Source organism: Pseudomonas sp. GW821-FHT02B10 (assembly GCF_059421865.1).
On the sequence record NZ_JBWKVU010000008.1, the window covers coordinates 1 to 26103 of the forward strand.

25 protein-coding genes are annotated in these 26103 nt (G+C 62.1%); 7 read left to right on the top strand and 18 right to left on the bottom strand.

Annotated features, from left to right (window positions below; all coding sequences use genetic code 11):
* Positions 1 to 196 precede the first annotated feature (196 nt).
* Together AC07VU_RS17845 and AC07VU_RS17850 are read right to left on the bottom strand one after the other, a co-directional pair.
* A complete protein-coding gene (locus AC07VU_RS17845; RefSeq protein ID WP_457274607.1) occupies positions 197 to 1333 on the bottom strand; it encodes a catalase family protein in 1137 nt (378 codons plus the stop codon).
* A 28-nt stretch (positions 1334 to 1361) separates the two neighbouring features.
* Positions 1362 to 3170 carry a di-heme-cytochrome C peroxidase gene (locus tag AC07VU_RS17850; RefSeq protein WP_457274606.1) on the bottom strand — a complete coding sequence of 603 codons (1809 nt, stop codon included), beginning with the start codon at positions 3168 to 3170 and terminating at the stop codon, positions 1362 to 1364.
* A 259-nt stretch (positions 3171 to 3429) separates the two neighbouring features.
* On the opposite strand from AC07VU_RS17850, the gene bamJ reads away from it, so the two are divergent.
* From bamJ to AC07VU_RS17875, 5 genes are all read left to right on the top strand, one after another.
* Positions 3430 to 4143, top strand: coding sequence for a BamJ family beta-barrel-assembly machinery protein (bamJ, locus tag AC07VU_RS17855; protein ID WP_007927823.1), 714 nt, complete (start codon positions 3430 to 3432; stop codon positions 4141 to 4143).
* Between the two features lie 289 nt (positions 4144 to 4432).
* Entirely contained in the window at positions 4433 to 4888 is a 456-nt protein-coding gene (locus AC07VU_RS17860) for a YkvA family protein (protein ID WP_007927824.1), read from the top strand.
* Between the two features lie 106 nt (positions 4889 to 4994).
* Positions 4995 to 5336, top strand: coding sequence for a helix-turn-helix domain-containing protein (locus AC07VU_RS17865; RefSeq protein ID WP_081002342.1), 342 nt, complete (start codon positions 4995 to 4997; stop codon positions 5334 to 5336).
* Complete coding sequence (locus AC07VU_RS17870; protein ID WP_007927825.1) at positions 5333 to 5704, top strand: hypothetical protein; 372 nt, start codon at positions 5333 to 5335, stop codon at positions 5702 to 5704. Before AC07VU_RS17865 ends, AC07VU_RS17870 begins: the two co-directional genes overlap by 4 nt.
* Positions 5705 to 6136 carry an SEL1-like repeat protein gene (locus tag AC07VU_RS17875; RefSeq protein WP_495030205.1) on the top strand — a complete coding sequence of 144 codons (432 nt, stop codon included), beginning with the start codon at positions 5705 to 5707 and terminating at the stop codon, positions 6134 to 6136.
* Here AC07VU_RS17875 and AC07VU_RS17880 read toward each other — a convergent pair.
* Together AC07VU_RS17880 and AC07VU_RS17885 are read right to left on the bottom strand one after the other, a co-directional pair.
* Positions 6072 to 7898: a bifunctional diguanylate cyclase/phosphodiesterase gene (locus tag AC07VU_RS17880; protein WP_277589400.1), complete on the bottom strand. Its 1827-nt coding sequence runs from the start codon at positions 7896 to 7898 to the stop codon at positions 6072 to 6074. The two genes, AC07VU_RS17875 and AC07VU_RS17880, sit on opposite strands and share 65 nt — an antisense overlap.
* Positions 7899 to 8031: 133 nt before the next feature.
* A complete protein-coding gene (locus tag AC07VU_RS17885; RefSeq protein ID WP_274304325.1) occupies positions 8032 to 10116 on the bottom strand; it encodes a carboxy terminal-processing peptidase in 2085 nt (694 codons plus the stop codon).
* 138 nt (positions 10117 to 10254) lie between these two features.
* Between AC07VU_RS17885 and AC07VU_RS17890 the strand changes: the two genes are divergently transcribed.
* On the top strand, positions 10255 to 11217 hold the full coding sequence (locus AC07VU_RS17890; RefSeq protein WP_062825001.1) for a zinc-binding dehydrogenase: 963 nt from the start codon (positions 10255 to 10257) through the stop codon (positions 11215 to 11217).
* A 111-nt stretch (positions 11218 to 11328) separates the two neighbouring features.
* On the opposite strand, the gene AC07VU_RS17895 is transcribed toward AC07VU_RS17890, so the two are convergent.
* From AC07VU_RS17895 to AC07VU_RS17920, 6 genes are all read right to left on the bottom strand, one after another.
* Positions 11329 to 11982 carry an HAD family hydrolase gene (locus AC07VU_RS17895; protein ID WP_009045076.1) on the bottom strand — a complete coding sequence of 218 codons (654 nt, stop codon included), beginning with the start codon at positions 11980 to 11982 and terminating at the stop codon, positions 11329 to 11331.
* Between the two features lie 37 nt (positions 11983 to 12019).
* Entirely contained in the window at positions 12020 to 13009 is a 990-nt protein-coding gene (locus AC07VU_RS17900; RefSeq protein WP_007927837.1) for an ABC transporter ATP-binding protein, read from the bottom strand.
* Positions 13006 to 13806, bottom strand: a complete 801-nt coding sequence (locus tag AC07VU_RS17905; RefSeq protein ID WP_009045074.1) for an ABC transporter permease — start codon at positions 13804 to 13806, stop codon at positions 13006 to 13008. Before AC07VU_RS17905 ends, AC07VU_RS17900 begins: the two co-directional genes overlap by 4 nt.
* Positions 13793 to 14638, bottom strand: a complete 846-nt coding sequence (locus tag AC07VU_RS17910) for an ABC transporter permease (protein ID WP_495030206.1) — start codon at positions 14636 to 14638, stop codon at positions 13793 to 13795. The genes AC07VU_RS17905 and AC07VU_RS17910 overlap by 14 nt, the downstream gene beginning before the upstream one ends.
* On the bottom strand, positions 14635 to 15441 hold the full coding sequence (locus AC07VU_RS17915; RefSeq protein ID WP_062825003.1) for an alkaline phosphatase family protein: 807 nt from the start codon (positions 15439 to 15441) through the stop codon (positions 14635 to 14637). Before AC07VU_RS17915 ends, AC07VU_RS17910 begins: the two co-directional genes overlap by 4 nt.
* Positions 15442 to 15567: 126 nt before the next feature.
* Positions 15568 to 16635 carry an ABC transporter substrate-binding protein gene (locus AC07VU_RS17920; protein ID WP_009045072.1) on the bottom strand — a complete coding sequence of 356 codons (1068 nt, stop codon included), beginning with the start codon at positions 16633 to 16635 and terminating at the stop codon, positions 15568 to 15570.
* Between the two features lie 352 nt (positions 16636 to 16987).
* Here AC07VU_RS17920 and phnR point away from each other — a divergent pair, with 352 nt between their 5' ends.
* Positions 16988 to 17701: a phosphonate utilization transcriptional regulator PhnR gene (gene phnR, locus AC07VU_RS17925; RefSeq protein ID WP_102679077.1), complete on the top strand. Its 714-nt coding sequence runs from the start codon at positions 16988 to 16990 to the stop codon at positions 17699 to 17701.
* A 54-nt stretch (positions 17702 to 17755) separates the two neighbouring features.
* Here phnR and AC07VU_RS17930 read toward each other — a convergent pair whose 3' ends face one another.
* The 8 genes from AC07VU_RS17930 to minD all read right to left on the bottom strand — a co-directional run bounded on the left by AC07VU_RS17930 (position 17756) and on the right by minD (position 26030).
* Positions 17756 to 19102 (bottom strand): amidohydrolase, encoded by a 1347-nt coding sequence (locus AC07VU_RS17930; RefSeq protein ID WP_277589396.1) that lies wholly within the window; start codon positions 19100 to 19102, stop codon positions 17756 to 17758.
* 109 nt (positions 19103 to 19211) lie between these two features.
* Positions 19212 to 21368, bottom strand: a complete 2157-nt coding sequence (locus tag AC07VU_RS17935; protein WP_123362055.1) for a mechanosensitive ion channel family protein — start codon at positions 21366 to 21368, stop codon at positions 19212 to 19214.
* Positions 21369 to 21446: 78 nt separating this feature from the next.
* On the bottom strand, positions 21447 to 21623 hold the full coding sequence (locus AC07VU_RS17940; RefSeq protein WP_007927853.1) for a hypothetical protein: 177 nt from the start codon (positions 21621 to 21623) through the stop codon (positions 21447 to 21449).
* Positions 21624 to 21821: 198 nt separating this feature from the next.
* Positions 21822 to 23111, bottom strand: coding sequence for a M18 family aminopeptidase (locus AC07VU_RS17945; protein ID WP_007928670.1), 1290 nt, complete (start codon positions 23109 to 23111; stop codon positions 21822 to 21824).
* A gap of 105 nt (positions 23112 to 23216) precedes the next feature.
* Positions 23217 to 24053 carry a hypothetical protein gene (locus AC07VU_RS17950; protein WP_007928668.1) on the bottom strand — a complete coding sequence of 279 codons (837 nt, stop codon included), beginning with the start codon at positions 24051 to 24053 and terminating at the stop codon, positions 23217 to 23219.
* Positions 24054 to 24210: 157 nt separating this feature from the next.
* Complete coding sequence (locus AC07VU_RS17955; RefSeq protein WP_007928667.1) at positions 24211 to 24846, bottom strand: RluA family pseudouridine synthase; 636 nt, start codon at positions 24844 to 24846, stop codon at positions 24211 to 24213.
* Positions 24847 to 24963: 117 nt separating this feature from the next.
* Positions 24964 to 25218, bottom strand: coding sequence for a cell division topological specificity factor MinE (minE, locus tag AC07VU_RS17960; RefSeq protein ID WP_007928666.1), 255 nt, complete (start codon positions 25216 to 25218; stop codon positions 24964 to 24966).
* The gene (gene minD, locus AC07VU_RS17965; protein WP_007928664.1) at positions 25218 to 26030 is read right to left on the bottom strand and encodes a septum site-determining protein MinD; all 813 of its coding nucleotides are present in this window, start codon (positions 26028 to 26030) and stop codon (positions 25218 to 25220) included. The genes minE and minD overlap by 1 nt, the downstream gene beginning before the upstream one ends.
* Positions 26031 to 26103: the final 73 nt, after the last annotated feature.

The following is a 26103-nucleotide window of genomic DNA, read 5'->3' on the forward strand; positions in this document are numbered from 1 at the left end:
TTCAGTCGGTTAGAATACCGGCCTGTCACGCCGGGGGTCGCGGGTTCGAGTCCCGTCCGCTGCGCCATATTCGATGAGCTGGAACACTGAACGCCAGCTCATCACAGAAAGCCCGCTAACGCGGGATTTTTGCTATCTGGAGTATGTAAATGTTCCCCAAAAAAGCGGCCCGCGGGCCGCTTTTTTCGTTTCTGGATCACTGCTCGGCGTTGCGGCTGTGCCGGTAGTCACTGACCGCTTCGTACACCGCCTTGCGCAGGCGGTTGATGCCGCCGATGGGGCGGTGCGCTTCCAGCCCGAACCAGGGGTTGAAGGACAGGTTGTCGCATTGCAGGTTCTGCCGCGGGGTGTCGAAGTCCTGGGCAGGAATTTTGATCCGCGCCACGGTTTCGAAAGGCGCATCGCTTTCCCGCCATTCGATGCTGGTGTCTTCGATGGGCATGTAGTGGCTTGGGTCCTGGCGCTGCACCTGCAATACCAAGCAGGCCGGCACGCGGTCGGTCGACAGCTGCTGGTTCAGGGCGTTGCGTAGAAAGTTGGGCAGGGCCTGGTTCTGTGGGGGCAGGTTGTACACCGGGCAGCTGTCGGGGTCCGGCGCGACGCGGAACTTGGCGTTGGCGCTGCCGAACTTGTAGGGCGAAACCGAAAAATAGCGGGTTTGCGTCGGGCTGGCCGGGGGCGGTGACAGGGTGGCCAAGGCAATGAACAGGTGGCGGACCTGCCAGGTGCGTGGGTCCCAGCCGGGGAAAAAGGCTCCGACCTTTTTTCCGTCCGCCTGCGCGGCGACATTCTGCCGGTACTCGGCGACATCGCTGACGAAGAAGTTCGGATGGTTGAACATCACGAAATCCTGCTCGCCACGGCTCTGCTGTTCCTTCAATAGCTGGGTGCCGGGCACATTCAACAACTTGATCGCCATCCCGCGCGCGTCACGAATGCTGTCGAACTGTGGATAAGCATTGCCGTTGGACAGCCGCACCATGGCTTGCCAGGTCTTGCCGGGTTCGGCGAACACGCCCTGGCGCAACGGCGGCGCCAGTTGCTCGAGCACCTGGACCTCGGCCTTTACGCAGCCATGGGCCTTGGCGTGGGCGTCGCGCAGGTAACGGGTGTTATCCCGGTGCTGATCGACGATGCGCACGGCGGTCTGGATGATGTCCTGGGTCATGGTGGCTTCGCCGGGCGGGACCTGTTCTTCGGTCGAAACCGGCCCCTGGTAGCGCCAGATCGACCAGGCGCTGCTCAGCGCCCAGCCGAGCAGGGCGATCAGCACCAGCAGCAGAAGTGTCTTGAGCAGCAGCGCCCCTATGCGCAGCCATAAGGTGATCAGCATGAAACCGTCCTTTCGATGAGGGCCAGGGTCATGGCAGTTGCGCCTCCAGCGGTCCGCCCAGCACTTTCAAGTATTCCAGCAGGGCCCAGCGTTCCTCGGGTTGCAGCAGGCGGCCGATCACCCCGTCGCCACGCTTGCCCGAACGGAATTCATGGCCGCTGTTGTGATTGCCGCTGATCCTGGTATCGAACAGGAAGCCGTTCTTGAACGGCTCGGTACGATAGCCCAGATGCTTCGGATCGTATTCGAAGGTGCCTTTATAGAAGGTGCTGGCGCGTTCGTCCTGAGGCGAAAGCAACTGATACAGGCTAGGCACCGAGCCGTTATGCAGAAAGGGCGGGGTAGCCCATACCCCGGCCAGCGGCCGGGCCTTGTAGGCGCGCAGTTCGCGGACGCCGATCGGCAAGCCGTAGCCATCGAGTCGCGGGCGTTCCGCCGGGGTCACCTGGGCGTCCCGGTAGGCGCGCTCCTCAACGAAGGCGGTGACATAGGCCAGGCCCTTGGCCGCTGACAGCTGGCGCATGTCCAGCGGCTCAGTGGGCGTGGGGTGCAGCTGGACATTTGATTGCGCCAGTTCGGCGGCGTCCCATTGCAGCGCGCTCAGGTCGTAACGCTGATCGGCAATATTGTTGGCCGTATTCGGGTCGGTACCGATCACAGCAACCGGCAGCATCTTCAGTTGTTGTACCGGGCGCCCATTGACCTCGGTGACCGGCGGGACATGGCAACCTGCGCAGTTTTCCGCGAACAGCACTCGCCCCTTGGCCGCCAGGGGCTTGTCGATGCTGCCGAACAAATCTTCGGGCCAGGTCGGCGGTTTCAGTCGTTGCAGGGTTTCTTCGATGCGGTTGAGGTCGCGCACCCGAACGCTCGACGCGTATCGGGCATCGCCCTTGAGCGGCTGGCCCTGGGCATCGAAGAAGTTCAGGGTGGCGCCTACACCCAGCGCCTCGCCGATATTGCGGGCCATGGGTTGCTGGGCCGAGCCGTTCCACTGCACCCAGTCGAAGGTCCAGATGTCCCATAGCTGCGGATAGTCCACCGGTGCGTTGGCTACCCGATAGTTGTCGGGGGAAATGGCGTCGCCGAAGCTGGCATTGGCGATCCGGCCAAAGGCATCGGTACGTCCGGGGCCTTCCTCGGTGGGATAGAGGCCGCGGTGAGTGTCGTTCCAGGCGACGTGCAGGAAGGTGTCCAGCGACGCCTTGAAGTCCTTGCGCAGTTGTTCATGCTCGGCGTCGTAGTTCTGGCCCAGCACGTTGCGGGCGAAGCGCTCGAATTTCCACGGGTTGTAATAGGTCGACGCCAGGCTGGCGACCAGCGCCTGGCCAAAGCTGCCGCCGCGCAGGGTGGGCACGCTGGAGGGCAATACATGTTGCGCCGAACCGCCGTCGACCCGCAGGGCCTGCTGGTTGTAGCGCAGCTCGCCGGTGTGGCAGGCGGCACAGGTGATGTCCAGGTACTGCTGCGGGCTGCCAGGGTTCTGATGGCGGGTGAAGCCGACCGGCAGGTTCGCCGGGTTATCGGCGCTGGCCTGTTGCGCCGGATCCACCAGGAAGCCGAAGCGGGCCAGGTACTGCGGCGCGGCGAAGCGTTGCGTGGAGAAGGGCAGTTCCAGGGCGGCGAACCACTTATAACGCAGGCCCTTCACCTGAGTGCCCTGGGGGGTGAAGTAATAGGTCTGGCGGTCGGCGGCGCTCCATTGATCCTGATAGTGCACCTGCCGGGCGGGCATATAGTCGGGCAATTTCGGATTGGCCACGTAATACAGGACCACGGCCAGGGCGACGCCGATCAGGGCGAGGATCAAGAGCAAAACACGGGATAAGAGGCGCAAGATAAACATCCTTGTCGAGTTGTGGCTCTCTTATGCCTCAAGGGCAAACTGCCGGGCAAGTGGCCATTACGTCCGCTGTCGTTACTTTGCGGTCGGGGTGTTCTTTCCCGCGCTCGTTGTAATGGCTGGCGAAATGCTTTTAAACACGTGAACTTATCGGGCTAATCCGGCTCTCATGCCGGTAGCCATTGGTCGTGGCCGCCTGATAAGCTCGCGGCTTTACTCGATTGCCCTTTAGGCGCATGAACAAGGAAATAGCATGAAACAGCATCGGTTAGCGGCGGCGGTAGCCCTGGTTAGCCTGGTACTCGCGGGTTGTGACTCGCAGACCAGCGTGGAGCTGAAAACCCCGGCGCAGAAAGCTTCCTATGGTATCGGCCTGAACATGGGCAAAAGCCTTGCCCAGGAAGGTATGGATGACCTGGATTCCAAAGCGGTAGCCCAGGGCATCGAAGATGCCATCGGCAAGAAAGAACAGAAGCTGAAAGACGACGAGCTGGTCGAAGCCTTCGCCGCGCTGCAAAAGCGTGCTGAAGAGCGCATGGCCAAGATCAGCGAAGAATCGGCAGCAGCCGGCAAGAAATTCCTCGAAGAAAACGGCAAGAAGGCTGGCGTGACCACTACCGCCTCCGGCCTGCAGTACGAAGTGCTGAAAAAAGCCGATGGCGCCCAGCCTAAGCCGACCGACGTGGTGACCGTTCACTACACCGGCACCCTGACCAACGGCACTGTGTTCGACAGCTCGGTCGAGCGCGGCAGCCCGATCGATCTGCCGGTCAGCGGCGTGATTCCGGGTTGGGTCGAAGGCCTGCAACTGATGCACGTCGGCGAGAAGTACAAACTGTACATCCCGAGCGATCTGGCCTACGGCGCACAGAGCCCGAGCCCGGCCATTCCGGCCAACTCGGTTCTGGTGTTCGAGCTGGAACTGCTGGGTATCAAGGATCCAGCGAAACAAGACGACGCCAAGTAATCTTCGTCTGGTTCAATGACAACGCCCCGTTCTTACGGGGCGTTGTCGTATCTGGTCGTTGGTCCGGGAAAAAATGCGAACCCACGGCATAAGGCATAGTCTTAACAGCACGTGTTGCGGCTAGCCGCATGAGGCTGCCAAGTCAATGAAATTATGGGTTTTTTTATGTGAGTAAAAAACGCCCGATCTGAGCCGAGCCCTTGTAAAACGGGGCTTTCAGCTGTGAAAAGCGGCTCTGTTCACAAGGTTATCCACAATTTGTGTGGATAACATTTCAGTGGGAGTGACGATGAAAGCACCCTGGAATTTTGCCCGCTTCCTGCCCCTGGCCGGCCGCTTGCTCAGCCGTGGCCGACTGCCGACCCTGTTGTTCGCCGTGGCCAGCAAAGGCGCCTTGCAAGGCGGCCGTCTTGGCAAGCTCAAGGACGATCTGCGCCTGCTGCAGGCCCTGTGCCTGGCTTACTGGCGTGGTGAGTACCGCGCCATCAGCCCCAAGGCGCTGCTGTCGGTAGTCGCGGGCCTGATGTACTTCCTCAGCCCGCTGGATGCCATCCCGGACTTCCTGCCGATGTTCGGCATGCTCGACGATATCGCCGTTCTGGCCTGGATCATGAAAACCCTGGACGGCGAACTCAGCGCCTTTCGCGCCTGGCGCAATCGCCAGCAACCGGAGAAGCTGGCGGTAGTGGAACGTTTGCCCGACACCCCGGAACAACTGCAATTGGAAGGTCCGAAGAAAAACTGAGTGAATTCGGATCCATACAACGATGCCCCCGCGACCTTAGTGACTGTTAGGATTACACTTCATAAGGAAAAGTCCGACTCGTTATGTGTCGTCCTACGGGGTAGTAATGGATATTCAGATAATTGCACGCGATGGCGAGCCCGAATATGCGGTTCTGCCATGGGCTCAGTATCAGGCTTTGCTAAAAGCCGCAGGTATCACCGAACAATCTCCGCGAGAAGCCAGGGGGCCTGTCGCGACCACAGCCGACCAGCCGCTTCCAGGTCTGGATCAACTTCGCAGTTTGCGTGAAGCCAAGGGCATCGCCATTGAGGCGCTTGCCCGTACGGTAGGTATCAGTCCGTCATATCTGGCCATGATTGAAAGCGGTGAGCGTCAACCCGACGCCGCTATACGCCGTAGCCTGGCCTGGGAATTGACGGTTCCGGGTTGGAGGGATGAATCGTGAGCGTAAGGATCAGTCGTCAACATTGGGATGGCCTGTTGGGGGAACTCGACCAGGCCCGTCGGCAACGCCATCTTTTGACCTATCGCGCTCTGCTTGAGCGCTTGCAGCTACCCAGCCCCGCCATGCAGACCCTGACGGCGGCCCTTGAGCACCTGGCCGCGCTGGACGCGCGTGCGGAGCAGCCATTGCGCAGTTCGCTGGTGATCAGCCAGGGGGCGAGTCGATTGCCGCGCACCGGTTTTTTCGAGTGTGCGGAACGCCTCGGGCGTTTTTCCGGGCCTTCCGATGGGGTCGCGGCCGCGTCGTGGCACGCCTCGGAAGTGGTTCGTGTGTTCGAGTACGAATACCCCGAGTCGGTGGAGGCCTGAGTGTTCTGGCGCCTCAAGGCGCGAGCCGGCTACTGGCTGGCTCGCCGGTTGTTTCATTGGCCCTGGTTTGTGCGTCAACCCCGGGGCTGGCACTGGCTGGAGGGGCAATTGGCGCGCATGGCGAACCTGGGGGACGTCGGCGCACAGAGTTTTTATGGCCATATCCTGACCTTTCGTGGCCAGGGGCTGGGGGCTCGTGAAGAAGGCATACGCCTGTTACGTCTTGCCGGCTTGGCCGGGGACGCCAAGGCGGCCTATCAGATGGGCGTCATCAGCCTGGCCGGTTCGCCCAGCAAGGCCGCGGATGCGGCGCAAGCCGCCCGTTGGTGGACCCTGGCGGCGAAAGCCGGGCATCCCCTGGCCGAGGTCAAGCTGGCGCAGCTGAATCAGTCGAGTACGCCGGATCCGCTAGCCGGTCCGCGTCAGCCGTAAAGCCGTCTGCCATCTGACGGCTGTCGATCACATGGATGCTGTAGCCCGGCACATTCTTGGCGTGGTGCTTGGCTTGCGAGGCCAGCTCGGCCAACTGGCTGGCATCGAGTTGTCCACAGGCCTGTGGATACAGGTGCACCACGCCAATGGACAGTGACAGCAAGGCGAACTCCTGGCGAATGCCCTGGCGGTTGGGGGCGATGAAGCAGCCGGCTTCCAGGTGTTCGCTGCGATAAAAACGCCGGCACTGGCTATGGAAGTCGTCCAGCAGCTGGTTCAGGCGTTTTTGCCAGTCCTCGGGGCCCAATACCAGGAGAAAGTCGTCGCCGCCGATATGGCCGACGAAATCGCGGCTGGGGTCCACCCGGTCATTCAGGCACTGCGCCAGGCACAACAACACTTCATCACCACGGCCGTAGCCATAGATGTCGTTGAAGGGCTTGAAGCTGTCGATGTCCACGTAACAGATCAGCGATTCCCGTCCTTGTTGCAGCAGGTGGGTCAGGCACTGCTGGATCGGCACGTTGCCAGGCAACAGGGTCAACGGGTTGGCATAACGCGCCTGCTGGATCTTCAGCTCGGTAATCAGCTTGAGCACATCGATCACCCGTCCCAGGCCCAGGTAGCTACCGTTGAGGGTGATGATGAAATCCTCTTCGATCCGTTGCCGGGCACGGCTGGTGATCAGGCGGCTGACTTGTTGCAGCGACTGGCTGAGTTCCACCGCCAGGAAGTCATCGTTCATCAGGCGGCTGATGGGCTTGCGGGCAAACAGGTCGGTGGCGAAGGGCTTGAGCAGGGCATCGGACAACGAATGGCGGTGCACGATGCCGCAGGGCTGGCCCTGTTCGTCGAGCACCGCCAGCGAGTTGAGGTTGGCCTGGCGACGGAAGGCTTCCAGCACCGTGGCCGTCGGTATGTCGCGTGCTACCGCCGGTTGTTCGTTGAGCAGGGCACTGAGGTCGCTGCCTTCGTCGTTGAGCGTCGCGGGAGTGCTTTCGCGCTTGGGTAGCAGGTTGCGGCCATCGCGGGGCGGATGTTCCTGGGGGCGGCAGAGCAGGTAACCCTGCAGCAGGTCCACGCCCATTTCCGTGAGCACCTCCAGCTCTTCCGCCACTTCGATACCCTCGGCGATCACCTGGGCGCGGGAGGCCTTGGCAATTTGCAGGATCGAACCGACGAACTCGCGCTTGAGGGCATCCTGATGAATGCCGTCGATAAAGTGCCGGTCGATCTTCACGTAGTCCGGGCGCAGCTCGGACCACAGACGCAGGCTCGAGTAACCGGCGCCGAGGTCGTCCAGGGCGATCGAGAAACCCATGTCCCGATAATGATGCAGCGCATTGTGCAGCAGTTGGAAGTCATCGATTGGCGTCTGCTCGGTGAGTTCGATCACCACCTGGCTCGGCGGAATACCGAAGTCTTGCAGCAGTTGCAGGGTTCGTCCGGGCTGGTGGGCAGCCTCCAGCAGCGATTCCGGAGAGACGTTGAGGAACAGCTTGCCGGGCAACTGCTGCTCGCTGAACCCCTTGCAGGCGCTCTGGCGGCAGGCGATTTCCAGCTCGTTGAGGCGTCCGACCTGGCGGGCCACGGCAAACAGGGCGACAGGGGAGTGCAGCGGGCTGTTGGACGGGCCACGGGTCAAGGCTTCATAGCCGAGAATGCGTCGTTCGGAGAGACAGATGATCGGCTGGAACAGACTGTGCAAACCGCTTTGAGCCAGGATTGAGCTCAAGGCACTCAGCTGTTCGGTCGTGGTCATGGCGATCTCTGTCGATAAAAAAAGGACCGGGCGCGCCCTTGATTCAAGAGCAGCGCCCGGTCCTTTATTTCACGACAGAATGATGACTGTTTGATGACGCTCCGAGGAGCGTCAGCATTAAATTGCCATCATCTCAGTGCTTGGCGACCGCGGTGTTGAGCTTCAGGTAATCGAGGAGGATTCGTCCGGTTTCGCTGAGGTAAGCGTCGTCTTCCGGCTTGGTCTTGTCCGGATCGGCGGCCGCGATGGCGTCCTCGTCTTCTTTCTTCAGCTCCTTGAGCGGCTCTTCACCCTTGGCCTTGCGGCGGAGGTTTTCCAGCGTCAGTTGCTTGGCCTCGATGTCGGCGTGTTGTGCCCGACGTTCGGCTTCGTTGAGGCTGACGGTTTTTTCCGCCATCAGCTTCTTGGCCAGGGCCAGCTTGTCGCGGATGAAGACGAACTCGGCGTCCTTGGCCGAGCGCACGTCATGCTCGGATTTCAGCTGCGCGAGGAACGGCTTGAACGGATCCACCGCCGGCTTGATGGCCGGGCGAATGGTGTCCCATGGCATGGCTTCGGGCAGGGCGCTTTCGCCGATTTCCTTGGTGTCGATGATCGACGGGTAATCGATGTCCGGCAGCACGCCCTGATGCTGGGTGCTCTGCCCGGAAACCCGGTAGAACTTGGCCAGGGTCAGTTTCAGCTCGCCGTGGTTGAGCGGCTGGATGGTCTGCACGGTGCCTTTGCCGAAGGTCTGGCCACCGATGATCAGTGCACGGTGATAGTCCTGCATCGCACCGGCGAAAATCTCCGAGGCCGAGGCCGAGAGACGGTTGACCAGCAGCGCCATTGGCCCTTTGTAGAAGGCGCCAGGGTTTTCATCTTCGAGCACGTCGACCCGGCCGTCGGCGTTACGCACCAGCACGGTAGGGCCCTTGTCGATGAACAGGCTGGTCAGCTCGGTGGCTTCCTGCAGGGAACCGCCGCCGTTGTTGCGTAGGTCGATGACCACGCCGTCGACCTTGTCTTTCTGCAACTCGGTCAGCAGTTTCTTCACGTCACGGGTGGTGCTCTTGTAGTCCGGATCGCCGGCACGGAAGGCCTTGAAGTCCAGGTAGAAAGCCGGGATCTCGATCACCCCGAGCTTGTAGTCCTTGCCGTCTTGCTTGAGGTTGAGGATCGACTTCTTCGCCGCCTGCTCTTCCAGCTTCACCGCTTCGCGGGTGATGGAGACGATCTTGCTGGTCTGGTCGTTCGGCGCGTTGCTCGCCGGGATGATTTCCAGGCGCACCACCGAGCCTTTCGGGCCGCGGATCAGCTTGACCACTTCGTCCAGGCGCCAGCCGACCACGTCGACCATTTCCTTGTCGCCCTGGGCCACGCCGATGATCTTGTCCGCCGGGGCCACCTGCTTGGTCTTGTCCGCCGGGCCGGCCGGCACCAGGCGCACGACCTTGACCTGGTCGTTGTCGCTCTGCAACACGGCGCCGATGCCTTCCAGCGACAGGCTCATGTTGATGTCGAAGTTCTCCGCGTTATCCGGCGACAGATAGTTGGTGTGCGGGTCGTAGGACATGGCGAAGGTGTTGATGTACGCCTGGAAGATATCTTCGGCGCGGGTCTGGTCCAGGCGAGCGAGCTGATTCTTGTAGCGCTTGGTCAGCGTTTCCTGGATCTGCTTGGGTTCCTTGCCAGCGATCTTCATGCGCAGGACTTCGTCCTTGACGCGCTTGCGCCACAGGTCGTCGAGTTCCGCGGTGGTCTTGAGCCACGGCGCGTCCTTGCGATCGATCAGCAAGGACTCCTTGGTGGTGAAGTCGAATTTGTCGACGCCTTTGCCCAGCTCGGCCAGGGCAAAGTCCAGGCGCGCCTTGACGCGGTCCAGGTAGCGTTTGTAAATGATGAAGCCGGCGTTCAGGTCACCGCTTTTCAGGAAGTCGTCGAACTGGGTTTTCCACTTGTCGAATTCCGCGATGTCGCTGGCCATGAAGTAGCTGCGAGACGGGTCCAGCAGCTTCAGGTAGCTGTCATAGATGATCGCCGAGCGCGCGTCGTCCAGCGGTGGCTTGCTGTAGTGATGACGCTTGAGCAGCTCGACGACATTGAGGCTGGCAATTACCTCGTCGCGATCCGGCTGAAGTTTGTCCCAGCTATTGGCTGCGAACGTATTGGTCGACATCGGCAGCAGACCGAGACCAATGAAAAGAGCGAGGGCGGTGCTGGGGAACAAATGCTTCATGCTGATTCGACGCGGGGGCAATTGATAACGCATATTAGGCCGTCTTTGAAGTCGCCGGTTCCACAAGGACCGGTCGCATAATGCAAAAAGCCCGGTGCTACAGCTCCGGGCTCAGTCCAGACTCACTATGGAGGCACTGTGAAAGCATTGCAAGGCGTTGAAGGTCATGTGGAGTGGGTTGAAGAGCCCAGTCCGACGTGCGACGTAGGACAAGTGCGAATCCGCGTGGCGGCCGCGGGACTGAACCGGGCCGACCTGTTGCAACGGGCCGGGCTCTATCCGCCGCCACCGGGCGCCAGCAAGGTGTTGGGCCTTGAGTGCTCAGGCGTGATCAGCGAGGTCGGCCCGGGCTCTGCGTGGCAGGTCGGCGATCGGGTCTGCGCGCTGCTGGCCGGGGGCGGCATGGCCGAGGAGGTGGTGGTCGATGCCCGTCATGTCCTGCCGGTGCCGGAAGGGCTGTCCCTGGCGCAAGCGGCGGCGCTGCCCGAGGTGTACAGCACCGCCTGGCTGAACCTGTTCCAGCTGGCGGCCCTCAAGCCGGGGGAGAAGGTCCTGCTGCACGCCGGCGCCAGTGGTGTCGGTTCGGCCGCGATCCAGTTGTGCAAGGCATTCGGCAACCCGTGCTGGGTCAGCGTCGGTTCCGCCGACCGCCTGGCCTACTGTGAAGCTCTGGGGGCCCAGGGCGGCGTGGTGCGCACCGACGGCCTGGAAGGCCTGCGGGATTTCGGGCCGTTCGATGTGATCCTGGATCCGGTCGGCGCCAACTATGCCGCGCATAACGTCAAGCTGCTGGCCCTGGACGGGCGCTGGGTGCTGATCGGCTTGATGGGCGGGCGCGAGGCCCAGTTGGACCTGGCGCAGATCCTCGGCAAGCGCATCCAGTTGCTGGGTTCGACCTTGCGCAGCCGCGACGAGCAGTTCAAGGCCGATCTGTTCAGCGACCTCAGCCAGCATGTCTGGCCACTGTTCGCCGAAGGGCGCCTGAGCCCGCAGCTGGCCATGACCTTCCCGATCAAGGACGCCGAAGCGGCCTTTGCCGAGCTGGCGACCAACCAGGTGTCGGGCAAGCTGGTGCTGCTGATCGACGAAACCTTGGCCTGATCCTGTAACCGCTGCCGCAGGCTGCGATAAGTCCGAAGGGCTTCGGCGATCTTCAGATCTTGCGCCCACGTTGTGGGCGATCGCAGCCTGCGGCAGCGGCTACAGAGGCGTTTATTTCCACTGATGAATCGGCCAGCCGGCCTTTTCCGCGTGTTCGCGCAGTACCGGGTCCGGGTTGACCACATGGGGGTAGTCGACCTTCAGCAGCAATGGCAGGTCGTTGCGCGAGTCGGAATAGAAGCTCGCGCCTTCGAGGTTTTCTTCTTCGGCATCCAGCCATTCCAGCAGGCGGGTGACCTTGCCTTCGCGGTAGGTCAGGGTGCCCAGGGTATTGCCGCTGTAGACCCCGTGCAGGACCTCCAGCTCGATCCCCAGGACTTCATCGATGCCCAGGCGTTCGGCGATGGGCTGGACCAGGTGAGTGCCCGAGGCCGAGATCACCAGGATCCGGTCGCCGGCCTTGCGGTGGGCGGCGATGGCTTTGCAGGCGTCGCTGAAAATGATCGGTTCGATCACGTCCTCGACCCAGGGGCCGACCAGGTGCCCGACCTCTTCCGGGGTGCGTCCGGCCATCGGCTCCAGGCTGAAGGCCATGAACTCCTCCATGGCCAGCTTGCCGTGGCTGTAGGCGTCCATCAGCTCGTTGTTGCGGCGCATGAAAGACTCGCTGTCGACCCAGCCCAGGCGCCCCATCTGTTCGCTCCAGAGGGTGGCGCAGTCGCCGTGGATCAGGGTCTCGTCCAGATCAAAAATTGCCAGGGCCATTAGTACCGCTCTCTCTTAATCGTTTGCGTCAAAGTCATCAGGCTACCTCACAGAGGGCCGTGGGATCGATGGAAAGTGCCAGGCGTTGGCCGTCGGGGTGCAGATCGTCCGGCGAGCGGTTCAGCACATCCACCACCAGTTCCACGCCACGGGCTTCGACCCGGTAGCGGATCACGTTGCCCAGCAGGCTGTGGCTGCGGATCAGCGCGTCGGGTTCGCCATCCTTGCGCAGCTCGATGGCTTCGGGACGAATCGCGATACGCCCGTTGATCGGCCGCTGCAGCAGCCTGCTGGCACTCTCGGCATCCAGCAGGTTGTAGTTGCCGATGAAGCCCGCGGCGAACACATCCACCGGTGCGGTGTAGAGCGTCTCGGCGTCGCCGCTCTGGACGATCTTGCCCTGGTTCATCAGGAAGATGCGGTCGGACATGGTCAGGGCTTCTTCCTGGTCATGAGTGACGAAAATCGTGGTCAGCCCCAGTTCGCGCTGGATCTGCCGGATCTGTTCGCGCAGGTGCTTGCGGATCCGCGCGTCCAGCGCCGACAGCGGCTCGTCCAGCAGCAACAGGCGCGGACGGGTCACCAGCGAGCGGGCCAGGGCCACGCGCTGGCACTGGCCCCCGGACAGTTGATGGGGATAACGGCTGGCGAAGTCGTGCAGTTCCACCAGGCGCAGGACTTCGAGCACGCGCTGGTGGCTCTCGTCGGCGTTGACCTTCTGCATGCGCAGGCCGAACGCTACGTTCTGCTCCACGGTCATGTTGGGGAACAGTGCATAGCTCTGGAACACCATGCCGATCCCGCGTTTCTGCGGGCTCAGGGGCACGATGTCGTGGCCGTCGAGGAGGATCTTGCCGGCGTCCACCGGGGTCAGGCCGGCGATGCAGCGCAGCAGGGTGGATTTGCCGCAGCCGGACGGGCCGAGCAGGGTGACGAATTCGCCCTTGTGGATTTCGCAGTTGATGTCGCTGAACACTGGGGTGCCACTGTAATTTTTCTGCAGGTGTTGGACGCTGACGAAACTCATTGGCTTTTGTCCTTGTTCAAGATGTTGGCGGCCCAGGTCAGAACCAGCACAAAGAAGAAGTAGGAAATCACCAGCGCGCTGGTGAAGTGGCCGCTGCTGTTGCGCATGTTGTTCAGGTAGACCTGCAGGGTTTCGTAGCGGGTGCCCACCAGGATATTGGCGAACACGAACTCGCCGAACAGGAACGAGAACGACAGCAGCAGGGCCACCATCAGGCCCTTGCGCAGGTTCGGCAGCACCACCAGGAAAGCCGCCTGCCAGGTACTGGCGCCCAGCAGCTGGGCGGCGTCCATCAGGTCGCGCAGGTTGATCGCTTGCAGGTTATTGGTGATCGCTCGGTACATGAACGGCAGGGCCACGGTGAAGTAGCAGCCGACGAGGATCCACGGCGTGCCGACCATGGCGAACGGTCCCGAACCGTAGAGTTGCAGCAGGCCCACCGAGGACACCACCGGCGGCACCGCGAACGGCAGCAGGATCAGGATGTTCATCAGCGCATCGAGCCTTGGGAAGTGGTAGTGCACCACGAACAGCAGCGGCAGGATCAGTACCACCGACAGGATCAGGGCGCCGACGCAGACCAGCAGCGACTGGCCGAAGGCGTGCAGGAAGCGCGGGTCGCTCCACAGCTGGATGTACCACTTGAAGGTAAAGCCGCTGGGCAGGATGGTCGCCGACCAGCTGCTGGCGATGGAGTAGACCAGGGTCCCGGCCAGCGGCAGCAGGAGGATGGCGAACAGCAGGTACACCACGACCCGGTGATAGAGGGCGGCGGAGCCGGGTTCAGCGCGAGACATGGTAGCTCCTCTTCAACAGCAACTGATGGACGATGGTCACCAGGGTCATCAGCGCCACTAGGACCACGGCCAGGGCGCTGGCCATGTTCGGGTCGAGGGAGATGTCGCCGGAAACCATGGCGGCGATGCGGATCGGCAGCACGTTGAAGTTGCCGGTGGTCAGTGCATAGACCGTGGCATAGGCGCCCAGGGCGTTGGCCAGCAGGATGACGAAGGTCCCCAGCAGCGCCGGGGTCAGCACCGGCAGGCCGATGTGGCGCCAGAACTGCCAGCCACTGGCGCCAAGCAGTGCCGCGGACTCGCGCCAGTCTTCACGCAGGGCGTCGAAGGCCGGGTAGAGCAGCAGCACGCCCAGGGGGATCTGGAAGTAGGTGTAGAGGATGATCAGGCCGGTCTTGGAGTACAGGTTGAAATCCTGAATGATCCCCGCCTGCTTGAGCATGATGGTGATGCTGCCATTGAAGCCCAGCAGGATGATGAAGGCGAACGCCAGGGGCACGCCGGCGAAGTTGCTGGTCATGTTGGCGAAGGCGTTGACGAAGTTGCGCAGCTTCGAGTCGACCCGGCGCAGCGAGTAGCTGCCGAGAATCGCGATGACGATGCCGAACACGCTCGACCAGAAGCTGATCTCCAGGCTGTACTGGATGGCCTGCAGATAGAACCTGGAACTGAAGATCTTGTTGAAATTGGCCAGGCCCCAGCCGAGCTCTTCCGATTGCAGACTGTTGATCAGCACCCAGAGCAGCGGGGCGATCTGGAACACGATGAAGAACAGGGCAAAGGGCAGCAGGCACAGGATCGCCAGCCATTTGCCGCGGGTGAATGCATTCACTTCAGCAACTCCCGGCATACAGGTTTGTCGTGGGGCACGCCGAGCAACTCGCAGATGGTGCCGCACAACTCGGTCTGATCCGGCGTGGCGACGGGGCTGAAGCTGAACGCATCGCCGAGAACGAACAACGGCACTTCCCGCTCCTCCGGCAGCAGGCCGTTGTGCGAGCGGTCGTTGTTCATGCCGTGGTCGGCGGTCACCAGCACCTGGTAGCCGGCGTCTAGCCAGCCTTGCAGGTAATCGGCGAGGATGATGTCGGCCGTGCGTGCGCTGTTGCGGTACTGCGGGGTGTCGAGGCCGTGCTTGTGGCCGGCGTCGTCGATGTTCATCGGGTGCACCAGGAGAAAGTTCGGGGCATGGCGCAGCCGCAGGTGTTCGGCATCGGCGAACAGGTGGGAATCGGGGTAGTGGTCGTTCCAGTAGAAATGCCCGTGCTGGATCGGCAGTTTCTTGTTGTCGGTATGCCGGTCCCGGGCCGGGTTGAACGGTGAGCGGTTGTACAGCTCGCTGATCCAGTGATAGGCCGCGGCGGCGGTACCGAGCCCGGCGGCGCTGGCGTAGTGGAAAATGCTGCGCTGGTTGGACAGGCGCGAGACGTTGTTGTGCACGATGCCGCTGTCGATCGGTGGCACCCCGGTCAGGATGCATTCGTAGAGCGGTCGGGACAGGGCCGGCAGTTCGCATTCCAGCTTGTACAGCGCCGCGCGTCCCGCGCCGACGTAGGCCTGAAGGTGCCCCATGGCGTGGCGGGCGACCTCATGGTTGAGGCCGTCGAGCACGACAAGGATGACGTTGTGTGACATGGGGGAGGACTCCGCAAGACAACCAGGTGCCTGTAGGAGCGAGCTTGCTCGCGATGGCATCTCTGCGGTTCCAGGACAGACCGCAGCGCCTGGATCGCGAGCAAGCTCGCTCCTACAGATGCAGCATTACTGCATGTTGATGATCACTTCTTCCTGCCATTTCTGTGGCAGGCCCTTGGAGGTTTTCTCCCAGGCGTCGGCGTCCTTGATCGGCGTGACTTTCTTGTACTGCTCGTTGGGCAGCAGGTTGGCCTGGACTTCGGCGGGCAGGGTCAGGTGCTCGGCGCGGATCGGACGGGCATTGCCGCGCGCCAGGTTGATCTGGCCGGCATCGCTGAAGATGTATTCACGGGTCAGCTTGGCCGCGTTCGGGTGCTTGGCGTATTTGTTGATGATGGTGGTGTAGCCGGAGATCACCGAACCGTCCGACGGGATCAGCACGATGTAGTCGTCCTTGTTGACCATCTTGTTGCGGTAGCTCAGGCCGTTGAAGTCCCAGACCACGCCGACTTCCACTTCACCCTTTTCCATGGTGGCGATGGTTGGGTTGGCCAGGGACAGGCGCCCCTGCTTGGCGATCTCGGCGAACATCAGCAGCGCCGGCTGGATGTTCTTTTCATCGCCGCCCTTGGCGATGGCCGCGGCCAGCACGCCGTTGGCGGCCTGGGCGGCGGTGCTCACGTCGCCGATGGAGACCTTGTATTTGCCTTTCTCCAGGTCGGCCCAGCTTTTGGGGGCTTCGGAGCCGTGCAGCAGCTTCTTGTTGATGATGAAAGCAATGGTGCCGGTGTAGGCCAGCGCCCAGTTACCGTCCTTGTCCTTGGCCCAGTCCGGGACCTGGTCCCAGGTGCTTGGCTTGTAAGGCTGGACCACGCCCTGCTTGACCGCGATCGGGCCGAAGGCCGCGCCCACGTCGCCGATGTCGGCGCTGGCGTTGTCTTTCTCGGCGGCGAACTTGGCGATCTCCTGGGCCGAGCTCATGTCGGTGTCGATGTGCTTGAGGCCGTAATGCTTGGCCAGGTCTTCCCAGGTCCCTTTCCAGTTGGCCCAGTCGTCGGGCATACCGACGCTGTTGACGGCGCCTTCGGCTTTCGCCGCGGCTTCCAGGGTCTTCAAGTCGGTATCGGCGGCCATGGCGGCGGTGCACAGGGCGATGGTCGAGCCTAACAGTGATGCCAGGAAAAGCTGTTTCATCCGAAGCTCCTTTGGGCGTGTTCAACGCTGGGTTTGTCTAACGTTGTTGGTCTAGGTCAGCAATACCTGAGCCAATTTAAGCCGGCTGGATGACACTTTGATGTCGGCATCAGTCCTGCAAGGCGTTTGCGAGTGTCAGGCACGGGTCTGCGAGATAAGCGTAGCCCAGGGCTAAACAGCTGATATGAAAGGACTTGGCCAGCCAATTGCAGGTGTCTGGCACAGCGATTTGGCGGCGTTGTCATCTGCCAGTCATATGCAGTGCCTAGGCTCTCGGTGAAGGCTGAGTGCCTTTTTCCCAGGCACGTTTTGCCCTGAAACAGTGCTGGTCTAGTCCAGATAGGTAACGTTGATGCGCGAAGAGGCAGTCAAGGCGGTGACAGCCATTGGGCAGGTCCTGCAGGAACAGATCGATCACGGGTTGTTGGCACCCGGTAGCAAGCTGCCGGCCGAGCGCAAGCTCAGCGAGTTGTTCGGCACTACGCGGATTACCGTGCGCGAAGCCTTGTTGCAGCTGGAGGCCCAGGGCCAGATCTACCGCGAGGAGCGGCGCGGCTGGTTCGTCTCGCCACCACGGCTGGCCTACAACCTGATGCAGCGCAGCCATTTTCACGCGATGGTCAGCGCCCAGGGGCGGGTGCCGTCGACCGAGATGATTTCGGCGCGCCTGCAACCGGCTTCAGCGGCGGTCTGTGCCTGGCTGCAACTGCCGGCGCTGTCCAGCGTGATCCAGATCCGTCGGGTACGGCGCATCGACGAGCGTCTGGTGCTGTATGTCGAGCACTACCTCAATCCGCAGTACTTTCCGGGCATTCTCGATTTCGACCTGAACCAGTCGATCACCGAGCTGTATGCCCGGCACTACGACCTGCATTACGGGCGGGTGCGCTTCGAGATCGTGCCGACCTCCTTGCCGGTGGAGGCCGCGGCGGCGTTGAAGGTTTCGGTCGGCAGTCCCGGGCTGCGGATCGCCCGGGTCAATTACGACCAGCACCAGCGCCTGATCGACTGCGACCTGGAGTTCTGGCGCCACGACGCGATCCATGTCGGCGTCGATGTGGTCTGAGCCCGCTCCCGGTGCGGGAGCGAGCCTGCTCGCGATAACGCCAGGGGCCAATCCTTAAGGTTTGGCCCCGGCAAACAGATAATCCGTGGTCAATGACGCCAGGGTACGCACGCCCACCACCAGCGCCGATTCATCGACAAAGAACCCCGGGTTGTGGTTCGGCGCGGCTTTGGCCATGTCCTGGTCCCGCGGTGTCACGCCGAGAAACACGAACAGCCCCGGCACCTCCTTGGCATAGAAGGAAAAGTCTTCCGCGCCCCCCACCAGCGGGCCCTGCACCACATCGTCCTTGGCCGCCCAGCGCAGGCTCGGCAGCATCTTTTCGGTCAGGGCCGGGTCGTTGATGGTCGGGTCGTACTTCTCGATGATGCTCACCTCGGCCTTGGCGCCACCGCTTTCGGCGATCTTTTCCACGGTCTGGCGCACATCGCTGTGCAGCTTCTGGCGAATGCCGTAGTCGTAGGAGCGGATGGTGCCGCTCATGTCCAGCGACTCGGGGATGATGTTGTAGCGTGTGCCGCCGTTGATGGTGCCGATGCTGACCACCGAGGGAAACGACGAGATGTCGGTGCGGCGGCTGACCACGGTTTGCAGCCCGACGACGGTCTGGGCGCCGACCGTGATCGGGTCGATGCCGTCCCAGGGGCGGCCGGCGTGGGTCTGCTTGCCGAGAATCCTGATGCGCAGGTCGTCGGAGCTGGCCAGGGTCGGGCCCGGGCGGTAGGCGATGCGTCCGGCCGGAATCCCGGCCCAGACATGCAGGCCGAACACCGCGTCCGGCTTGGGCGATTTCATCACGCCTTCCTGCACCATCATCTTCGCGCCCCAGGTGTTCTTACCGTCGGGGACGAAATCGCTCGGGCCTTCTTCGGCGGGCTGGAAATAGAACACCACGGTGCCGGGCAGGCGCTCGCGCATGTCGCTGAGGATTTTCGCCGTGCTCAGCAGGATGGCGGTGTGGGCGTCGTGGCCGCAGGCGTGCATGACGTCCACTTCCTTGTCCAGGTAGCGCCCCTTGGCCTTGGAGGCGAACGGCAGGTCCGCGACTTCCTTGACCGGCAGCGCGTCCATATCGGCGCGCAAGGCCACGGTGGGGCCGGGCAGGGCGCCCTTGAGCACCGCCACCACGCCGGTGCGGGCGACGCCGGTCTTGACCTCCAGGCCCAGGGCGCGCAATTGCGTGGCTAGCAGCTGTGCGGTGCGCTGTTCGGTGTTGCCGAGTTCCGGGTGGGCGTGGATATCGCGACGGGTTTCCAGCAGTGCTGGCTCCAGGGCTTTGGCCTGTTCGGCGATGTGCTGGCGGGCCTGTTCCATGGCGCTGTCGTCGATAGCGTTGGCGGCCTGGCCGGACAAGGCCAGGACGCCGATCAGGCAGGCTTGGGCGATAGCGGATAGCTGCATAGGGGACTCTCTCCATGATTAGTGTTGTGCTGCTCAGGTGCCAGAACCTGTGACCGCCCCCAACCCTGGAGAGTGCGACCGCGCCCTTGTCGAGGCGCAGCCGGACGCCTTACTCCTCTTGCTGGGGCCCGCCGCCGGCGGTGATCACTTGCACGCTCATGCGTGGCGTGGCCAGGTCCATTCCGGCTTCGTCGAGGTGACGCTTGAGGGACAGGTTGAAGGCTCGCGACACCTCCCATTGCTTGATCGGCGCGGTCTTGAAACGGGCGCGCAGAATCGCGTTGCCGGACTCGAAGCTTTCCACCCCCTGGAACTCCAGCGGCGACCAGATATTGCGCCGTTGCAGCGGGTCGGTGCGCATCTTCTGGCCGACATCGCGCATCAGTTTGATGGCTTCGTCTATGTCCATGTTGTACGGAATGGCCACCCGGAAGATTGCGTAGCCGAACTCCCGGGAGTAGTTCTTGATGCTCTTGATTTCGCTGAACGGGATGGTGTGCACGATGCCGTCGATGTCCCGCAGGCGTACGGTGCGGATGGTCAGGCCTTCGACGGTACCCAGGTGGCCGCCGACGTCCACGTAGTCGTCGATGGCCAGGGAGTCCTCGATAATGATGAACAGGCCGGTGATCAGGTCGGCCACCAGCGACTGGGCGCCAAAACCGATGGCCAGGCCGATCACACCGGCACCGGCCAGCAGCGGCGTGACGTTCATGCCCATGTTCGCCAGGGCGACGATCAGGGCAATGATGAAGATCGCCACGAACAGCACGTTGCGGATCAGCGGCATCATGGTCTGCGCCCGGGCATTGGCCAGGCCTTTGCGCGATCGGGTCAGGGCGTGGTGCACCGCGGTGTCGCTGAGGATCCAGATCAGCCAGGCGAACAGCAGGGTACCGCCGAGGCTGAACAGCTTGACGCTGATTTCGTGGCCGTCGCCTTCGGTGAAGCGGATCAGCGACATGCCCCAGACCCGCAGGCCGAGCTCGATGAACACCAGCCATACCATCAGGTGGGCGAGGGTGTAGAAGAAGCCTTTCAGGCGCTCGGAGTACAGGGCATGGCGCTTGTGCCCGCGCTGGGGCTTGAGGGAATGGCGGCGCACCAGGCCGTTGATCACCATGCACAGCACCAGCAGCACGGTGCAGATCAGCGACTGGCGCAGCGCGGTGCTGGTGTCGCCGGCGGAAATGAAGGTGGCGAACAGGGAAATGGCCACCAGCACCAGCGCTGGCAGGTACCAGAAGGTGCCGATGATCTCGATGGTGTCGCTCAGGGCGCGGCGGGTCAGGCGCCGGGACAGCGGCTGGTTGCGGATCAGGTGAGCGATCGGCCGGCGGAAACGCAGGATGAATACCCCGGTGGACAAGGCCGCCATCACATTGGCGAAGGTGGCCGCGGTGTGCGCCAGGTGGCTGCCCAGGCTGGCGATCAACCGTGGGTCGCTCAAGGCCTCGCCGAAGGCGGCGAAACTGCCGATCAGCCACAACGGCCGGAACGCCTGGCGACGCAGGATGTACAGCGCGCGGTGACGGTTCGGACCGTCCAGCACGGAAAAGGCAATCACGCAGATTGCCGAGAAGCAGGTGCCGACCACCAGCGCATAAGCCAGGACCATGGCCAGGTCCTTGCCCAGGGACGACGGCAGTTTGTAGGTCATGTACACGGTCATGATCAACGCGATCAGCCAGGGGCCCAGTTTGCGCAGGGCGAAGCGCAGCAGGTCCCAGGTCTTGGGGTGCTGCGGCAGTTCTTCGGTGAGGCCGAAACGCTCGCGCAGGCGGTGGCTGAGCCAGATCAGCGCCGCGGCGAGAAGGCTCCAGACCATCAGGATCAGGGCGAAGGCGAAGATGATCGGCAGCCATTCGCTGGCCGGCAGCATCAGGGCCGCCAGTTCATCCTGGGCCTGATCGAATTCGTTCGACCAGCGAGTGATTGGGCTGTCGGCGCCGGAGAACTGTTTTTCGAAGCTGGACAGGGTACCGCCGATCAGGCCGAGCACGCCTTCTTCGGCGGGCGTCTGGGCCTTCTTCGTGGCGTCGCGGAGTTTTTTCAGGTCGGTCAGCAACTGGGTGCGTTGCTGGTCGTTTTCCAGGGACTTGATCACTTCATCCAGCGACTGCCCCAGGGGCTGCTCGGCTTGCGGCTGGGTTTTGCCGCTGTTGAGCAGGCCCGGTAAACCCACTGCCTGAGCCGATGACAGCGGCAAAAGTGTCAGGAGACAGAGAAACAGGCAGTAGGGCAGAACGGAAAGACGAGCAAACACTGGGCGATCAACCTCAGAAAAAGCGGATCGACCGAGTGTACGAGGCAGCCAATACCAATGCGAGCCTGGACGGCGGATTTATTCGGCGAGTTTGGCGAGGATCTTGTAGATCACGGTGCCGAGGATCAGCAGCATACCGGCCCACATGCTGAAGATGCCGGCGTTCTTGTCGCGGAAGTTGTAGCCGATGGCCAACAGGATCATTCCCGAGAGAATGGGAATGAGCATGGCGTGGAACGAAGACATCGAGATCATGGCGACAGCCTTGTCGGAAGGGGATAGTCCTAAGTCTAGGTGGCTTTGGCGAGGTTCGGGTTGATGTGCATCAGAAATGCTTCGGCACCCTGTAGCCGCTGCCGCAGGCTGCGATCGCCTGTAAAAACAGGCGCAGGATCTTGAGATCGCTGAAGCCCTTCGGGCTTGTCGCAGCCTGCGGCAGCGGCTACACGGGGCTTACGGCAGATCGCGGCTGGCGTAGAACGCGCTCAAGACCTTCACCAGGTGGGCCAGGTCGTGGCTGCCGCACAGTTCGCGGATCGAGTGCATGGCGAAGGTCGGCAGGCCGATATCCACGGTGCGCACGCCCAGGTGGCTGGCGGTGATCGGGCCGATGGTCGAGCCGCAACCCATGTCGCTGCGCACCACGAAGCTTTGCACCGGCACTTCCTCGGCCATGCACAGGTGGCGGAAGAAGCCGGCGGTTTCGCTGTTGGTGGCGTAGCGCTGGTTGCTGTTGACCTTGATCACCGGGCCGGCGTTGAGTTTCGGGCCATGGTTGGCATCGTGCTTGTCGGCGTAGTTGGGGTGCACTCCGTGGGCGTTGTCGGCCGAGACCAGCAGCGACTTCTGGATGGTGCGCACGAATTCGTCGCCTTCGGGCAGCAGGCGGCGCAGGGTCTGCTCGAGCATCGGGCCGTCGGCGCCGCAGGCCGAGCAGGAGCCGACTTCTTCGTGGTCGTTGCAGACCAGCACGCAGGTTTCCTCGGTGTCGGCGTTGAGCAAGGCTTGCAGGCCGGCGTAGCAGGACAGCAGGTTGTCCAGGCGCGCACCGGCGATGAAGTCGCCATGCAGGCCGATCACCGCCGCGCTTTGGGTGTCGTAGAAGCTCAGCTCGTAATCGAGCACCACATCGGCGTTCAGGCCGTGTTCGCGGGCCAGCTGGTCGGTCAGCACCGCGCGGAAGTCGACCCGCTCGTCGCCGGCGAACTGCGCGAGGATCGGCGGCAACTCGGTCTGGGCATTGATGGCCCAGCCCTGGTTGGCCTCGCGATTGAGGTGAATCGCCAGGTTGGGGATGATCGCGATGGGCGCCTTGAAGTCGATCAGCTGGCTTTCAACCTTGCCGTCGCGGCGGAAGGTGACGCGGCCGGCCAACGACAGGTCGCGGTCGAACCAGGGCGCCAGCAGGGCGCCGCCATAGACTTCCACGCCCAGTTGCCAGAAGCCCTGGCGTTGCAGCTCAGGTTGCGGCTTGACCCGCAGGCACGGGCTGTCGGTGTGCGCGCCGACCATGCGGATCCCGCCTTGCAGAGGCGAGTGCCGCCCCAGCTTGACGGCCACGATGGAGGAGTCATTGCGGGTGACGTAGTAGCGACCGTTGGCTTCGGTGGTCCACGGCTCGCGCTCGTCGAGACGCTGGTAGCCCGCGGCCTCCAGGCGTTGTACGAGGCTGGCGGTTGCATGGAAAGGGGTAGGGGAGGCCTTGAGGAAGTCGATCAGGCCCTGGTTCAACTCTTCGCGCATAAGTAACTCCAGACAGCAGTGGCGCGAGTTTACCGTATCGGCTCGCGGCATTGCAGGCGCAATGCCGTTGAGGGAGACAACATTCATCGCGGCAGGGAAAACGGCTCAACCGGTGATCAGGTTGCCTTTGAGGAACACTTCGCGGCGTTGCTTGCGACCCACATATTCATGCTTGCTGGCCTGGTAAACCTCATTGAATTTCTCTGCGCAAATGCCCGGCAGTTGATCGAGGTATTCCTCCACCAGCGCGTCGTACTGCGCTTCGGTGATCAGTTTGTAGACTTCGCGGCGATAGAAGAACCCCAACTGAAAACCCAGGGTTTCGCTGGCATGGGGCGTGATGGTCGCGAAGCAGTTCTCGAAGTCGATGGCCTTGAGCGGAGCCTGGGGGCTGATCATGATGTTGCCGGCCCAGAAATCCATGTGGGTGATGTTCTTTTGCGCGAGGGAGTGCAGCAGGCCGAATGCATCGCGGATAAAAGGCTCGATCTTGTCTGGGTTGTTGCGCAACCACTGTACGCCGTCGACGTAATCATCCAGCAGGCGGGTAATGATGAAGTATTCCTGTACCAGTCCCAGGCGATCCCGGGTGTAGCCGAATCCTTCAAGGTCGGACATCTGTACGCCGCGTCGCTGGGCTTCGACGGTGTTGATCAGCTCTTCCAGCGGCCAGTCGAAGCGGCCGTTGCGCTGGGGCTTGCCCAGGGTGACGCGAACTTTCGCCTTGAGCGTATCCAGGGGCTGCACCTTGGCGAACAGCGGTGTCTCGCCGGTCGCCAAGGGGGTGCTGGCGCGGGTCTGTTTGTGGGCGTGACGTTGGCGGATGAGTTGTTCGAGGGCAGTACAGGCGTCTGCCGAAGGTTTTTCGCGAAGGTGCAGGGTGGTATTCAGAAAGCAGAAGGTGAAAGGGTAATCGCGTTGAAATGGCTGACTGCTGAGCACGAGGGCTTCCTGCCTTAATGTCGAATAGCCACTATTTTAATATTATTTTCACAAATTCATAACAAATTGTTCAGATTAATCTTCATTTTTGATCAGATTTTTCCGTGTCTGTATGCCCCTCAATCGAGGGGCGTTTCGCTACGGTGGCCGCTCTCGATCAGAATGGTGCCGGGCACTCGAAGCGCAGGCGTTCGCCACTCTGCGGATGGGTGAAGCTGAGCATGCTGGCGTGCAGGCACAGGCGTGGCCAGGCGGCCAGCGCTTGTGGATGCGCGTACAGGCCGTCGCCCAACAGCGGGTGGCCGATGGACAGCATATGCACCCGCAACTGGTGCGAGCGTCCGGTGATCGGGGTCAGTTCGACGCGGCACCAGTCGCCGCAGCGTTCCAGCACTCGCCAGAAGGTCAGGGCGTTCTTGCCGAACTCGTGATCCACCACGTGCCGCGGTTTGGTCGGCGGGTCGTAGCGCAGTGGCAGGTCGATGCTGCCGCTGTCCAGTTCCGGCTGGCCCCAGCACAGGGCGGTGTAGGCTTTTTCGGTCTCGCGGTCGTGAAATTGCCGGGACAGTTCGCGATGGGTATCGGGGTCGCGGGCCAGCAGGATGATGCCGGAGGTTTCCCAGTCCAGGCGATGGACGATACGGGCTTCCGGGTAGCCGTTTTCCTGCAGGCGGGTGATCAGGCAATCCTTGTTGTCATCGGCCCGGCCGGGCACGGAGAGCAGCAGGGTGGGCTTGTCCACCACCAGGACGGCGGCGTCCTGATGAATGATGCGGATATTCGACAGCGGCATTAAAACAGCCTCGTAACAAACGCCAACGGCGGCTCGATCGACCCGGCTTCTACAGGAGCACCTGTGCTCCTGTAGAAAAACCGAGGGATCGAGCCGCCGTGGCTCCAGCCGAATCGATCAGCGATCAGGCAGGGTGATATTGAGTTCCAGGATTGAGCAGCTGCCCTGGTTTTCCAGGGCGACATGCACGTCATCGGACCCGATATTGACGTACTTGCGGATGACTTCCACCAGTTCCTTCTGCAAGGCAGGCAAGTAATCAGGGGTAGTGCGCTGGCCGCGTTCATGCGCCACGATGATCTGTAGACGCTCTTTCGCTACCGACGCGGTGCTTACTTTTTTGCTGGCACGAAAGAAGTCAAAAAGATTCATTACCTACCTCCAAACAGGCGCTCGAAGAATCCCTTCTTCTCAACATCAAGGAACCGGTGTTCCACGGTTTTACCCAGCAGACGGTCGACAGCATCGCTGTACGCCTGGCCGGCGTCGCTCTGGTCATCGAGAATCACCGGAACGCCTTGGTTGGAAGCCTTGAGTACTGCCTGGGATTCTGGAATCACGCCCAGCAGCGTTACTGCGAGAATCTCTTTGACGTCTTCGACGCCAAGCATTTCGCCGTTGCTGACACGCGAAGGGTTGTAGCGGGTCAGCAGCAGGTGTTCCTTGATCGGGTCTTCGCCGTTCTCCGCGCGCTTGGACTTGCTGGCCAGCAGGCCCAGCATGCGGTCGGAGTCACGTACCGAGGAGACTTCCGGGTTGGTCACGACAATCGCTTCGTCGGCGAAGTACATGGCCAGGTGAGCCCCTTTCTCGATACCGGCCGGGGAGTCGCAGACCACGAATTCGAAGGTCTCCTTGAGCTCCATCAGCACTTTTTCCACGCCTTCCTGGGTCAGCGCGTCTTTGTCGCGGGTCTGACTGGCGGCCAGTACGTAGAGGTTTTCCAGGCGCTTGTCTTTGATCAGGGCTTGCTGCAGGTTGGCTTCGCCGTTGACCACGTTGACGAAGTCATACACCACGCGACGTTCGCAACCCATGATCAGGTCGAGGTTACGCAAGCCGACGTCGAAGTCGACGATGACTGTTTTGTGGCCGCGCAGAGCGAGGCCGGTACCGATAGCGGCGCTGGTGGTGGTCTTACCCACACCACCCTTGCCGGATGTAACCACGAGAATCTTGGCCAAGGTGTTTCACCCCTAAGGAAAAAGGACTTTTAGCCCCTGAAAAACATCTCTTGAAAACTACTGCAGTCGGACA

Excerpts from the sequence above, each read along its gene's own strand:
- AC07VU_RS17860 (WP_007927824.1), top strand. The coding sequence starts at position 4,433 with ATGAAAGCACCCTGGAATTTTGCCCGCTTCCTGCCCCTGGCCGGCCGC.
- AC07VU_RS17845 (WP_457274607.1), bottom strand. The coding sequence starts at position 1,333 with ATGCTGATCACCTTATGGCTGCGCATAGGGGCGCTGCTGCTCAAGACA.
- AC07VU_RS17900 (WP_007927837.1), bottom strand. The coding sequence starts at position 13,009 with ATGAGTTTCGTCAGCGTCCAACACCTGCAGAAAAATTACAGTGGCACC.
- AC07VU_RS17955 (WP_007928667.1), bottom strand. The coding sequence starts at position 24,846 with ATGCCGCTGTCGAATATCCGCATCATTCATCAGGACGCCGCCGTCCTG.
- AC07VU_RS17880 (WP_277589400.1), bottom strand. The coding sequence starts at position 7,898 with ATGACCACGACCGAACAGCTGAGTGCCTTGAGCTCAATCCTGGCTCAA.
- AC07VU_RS17945 (WP_007928670.1), bottom strand. The coding sequence starts at position 23,111 with ATGCGCGAAGAGTTGAACCAGGGCCTGATCGACTTCCTCAAGGCCTCC.
- AC07VU_RS17940 (WP_007927853.1), bottom strand. The coding sequence starts at position 21,623 with ATGATCTCGATGTCTTCGTTCCACGCCATGCTCATTCCCATTCTCTCG.
- AC07VU_RS17895 (WP_009045076.1), bottom strand. The coding sequence starts at position 11,982 with ATGGCCCTGGCAATTTTTGATCTGGACGAGACCCTGATCCACGGCGAC.
- AC07VU_RS17915 (WP_062825003.1), bottom strand. The coding sequence starts at position 15,441 with ATGTCACACAACGTCATCCTTGTCGTGCTCGACGGCCTCAACCATGAG.
- AC07VU_RS17920 (WP_009045072.1), bottom strand. The coding sequence starts at position 16,635 with ATGAAACAGCTTTTCCTGGCATCACTGTTAGGCTCGACCATCGCCCTG.
- minE (WP_007928666.1), bottom strand. The coding sequence starts at position 25,218 with ATGAATCTTTTTGACTTCTTTCGTGCCAGCAAAAAAGTAAGCACCGCG.
- bamJ (WP_007927823.1), top strand. The coding sequence starts at position 3,430 with ATGAAACAGCATCGGTTAGCGGCGGCGGTAGCCCTGGTTAGCCTGGTA.
- AC07VU_RS17930 (WP_277589396.1), bottom strand. The coding sequence starts at position 19,102 with ATGCAGCTATCCGCTATCGCCCAAGCCTGCCTGATCGGCGTCCTGGCC.
- AC07VU_RS17885 (WP_274304325.1), bottom strand. The coding sequence starts at position 10,116 with ATGAAGCATTTGTTCCCCAGCACCGCCCTCGCTCTTTTCATTGGTCTC.
- phnR (WP_102679077.1), top strand. The coding sequence starts at position 16,988 with ATGCGCGAAGAGGCAGTCAAGGCGGTGACAGCCATTGGGCAGGTCCTG.
- AC07VU_RS17865 (WP_081002342.1), top strand. The coding sequence starts at position 4,995 with ATGGATATTCAGATAATTGCACGCGATGGCGAGCCCGAATATGCGGTT.
- AC07VU_RS17905 (WP_009045074.1), bottom strand. The coding sequence starts at position 13,806 with ATGTCTCGCGCTGAACCCGGCTCCGCCGCCCTCTATCACCGGGTCGTG.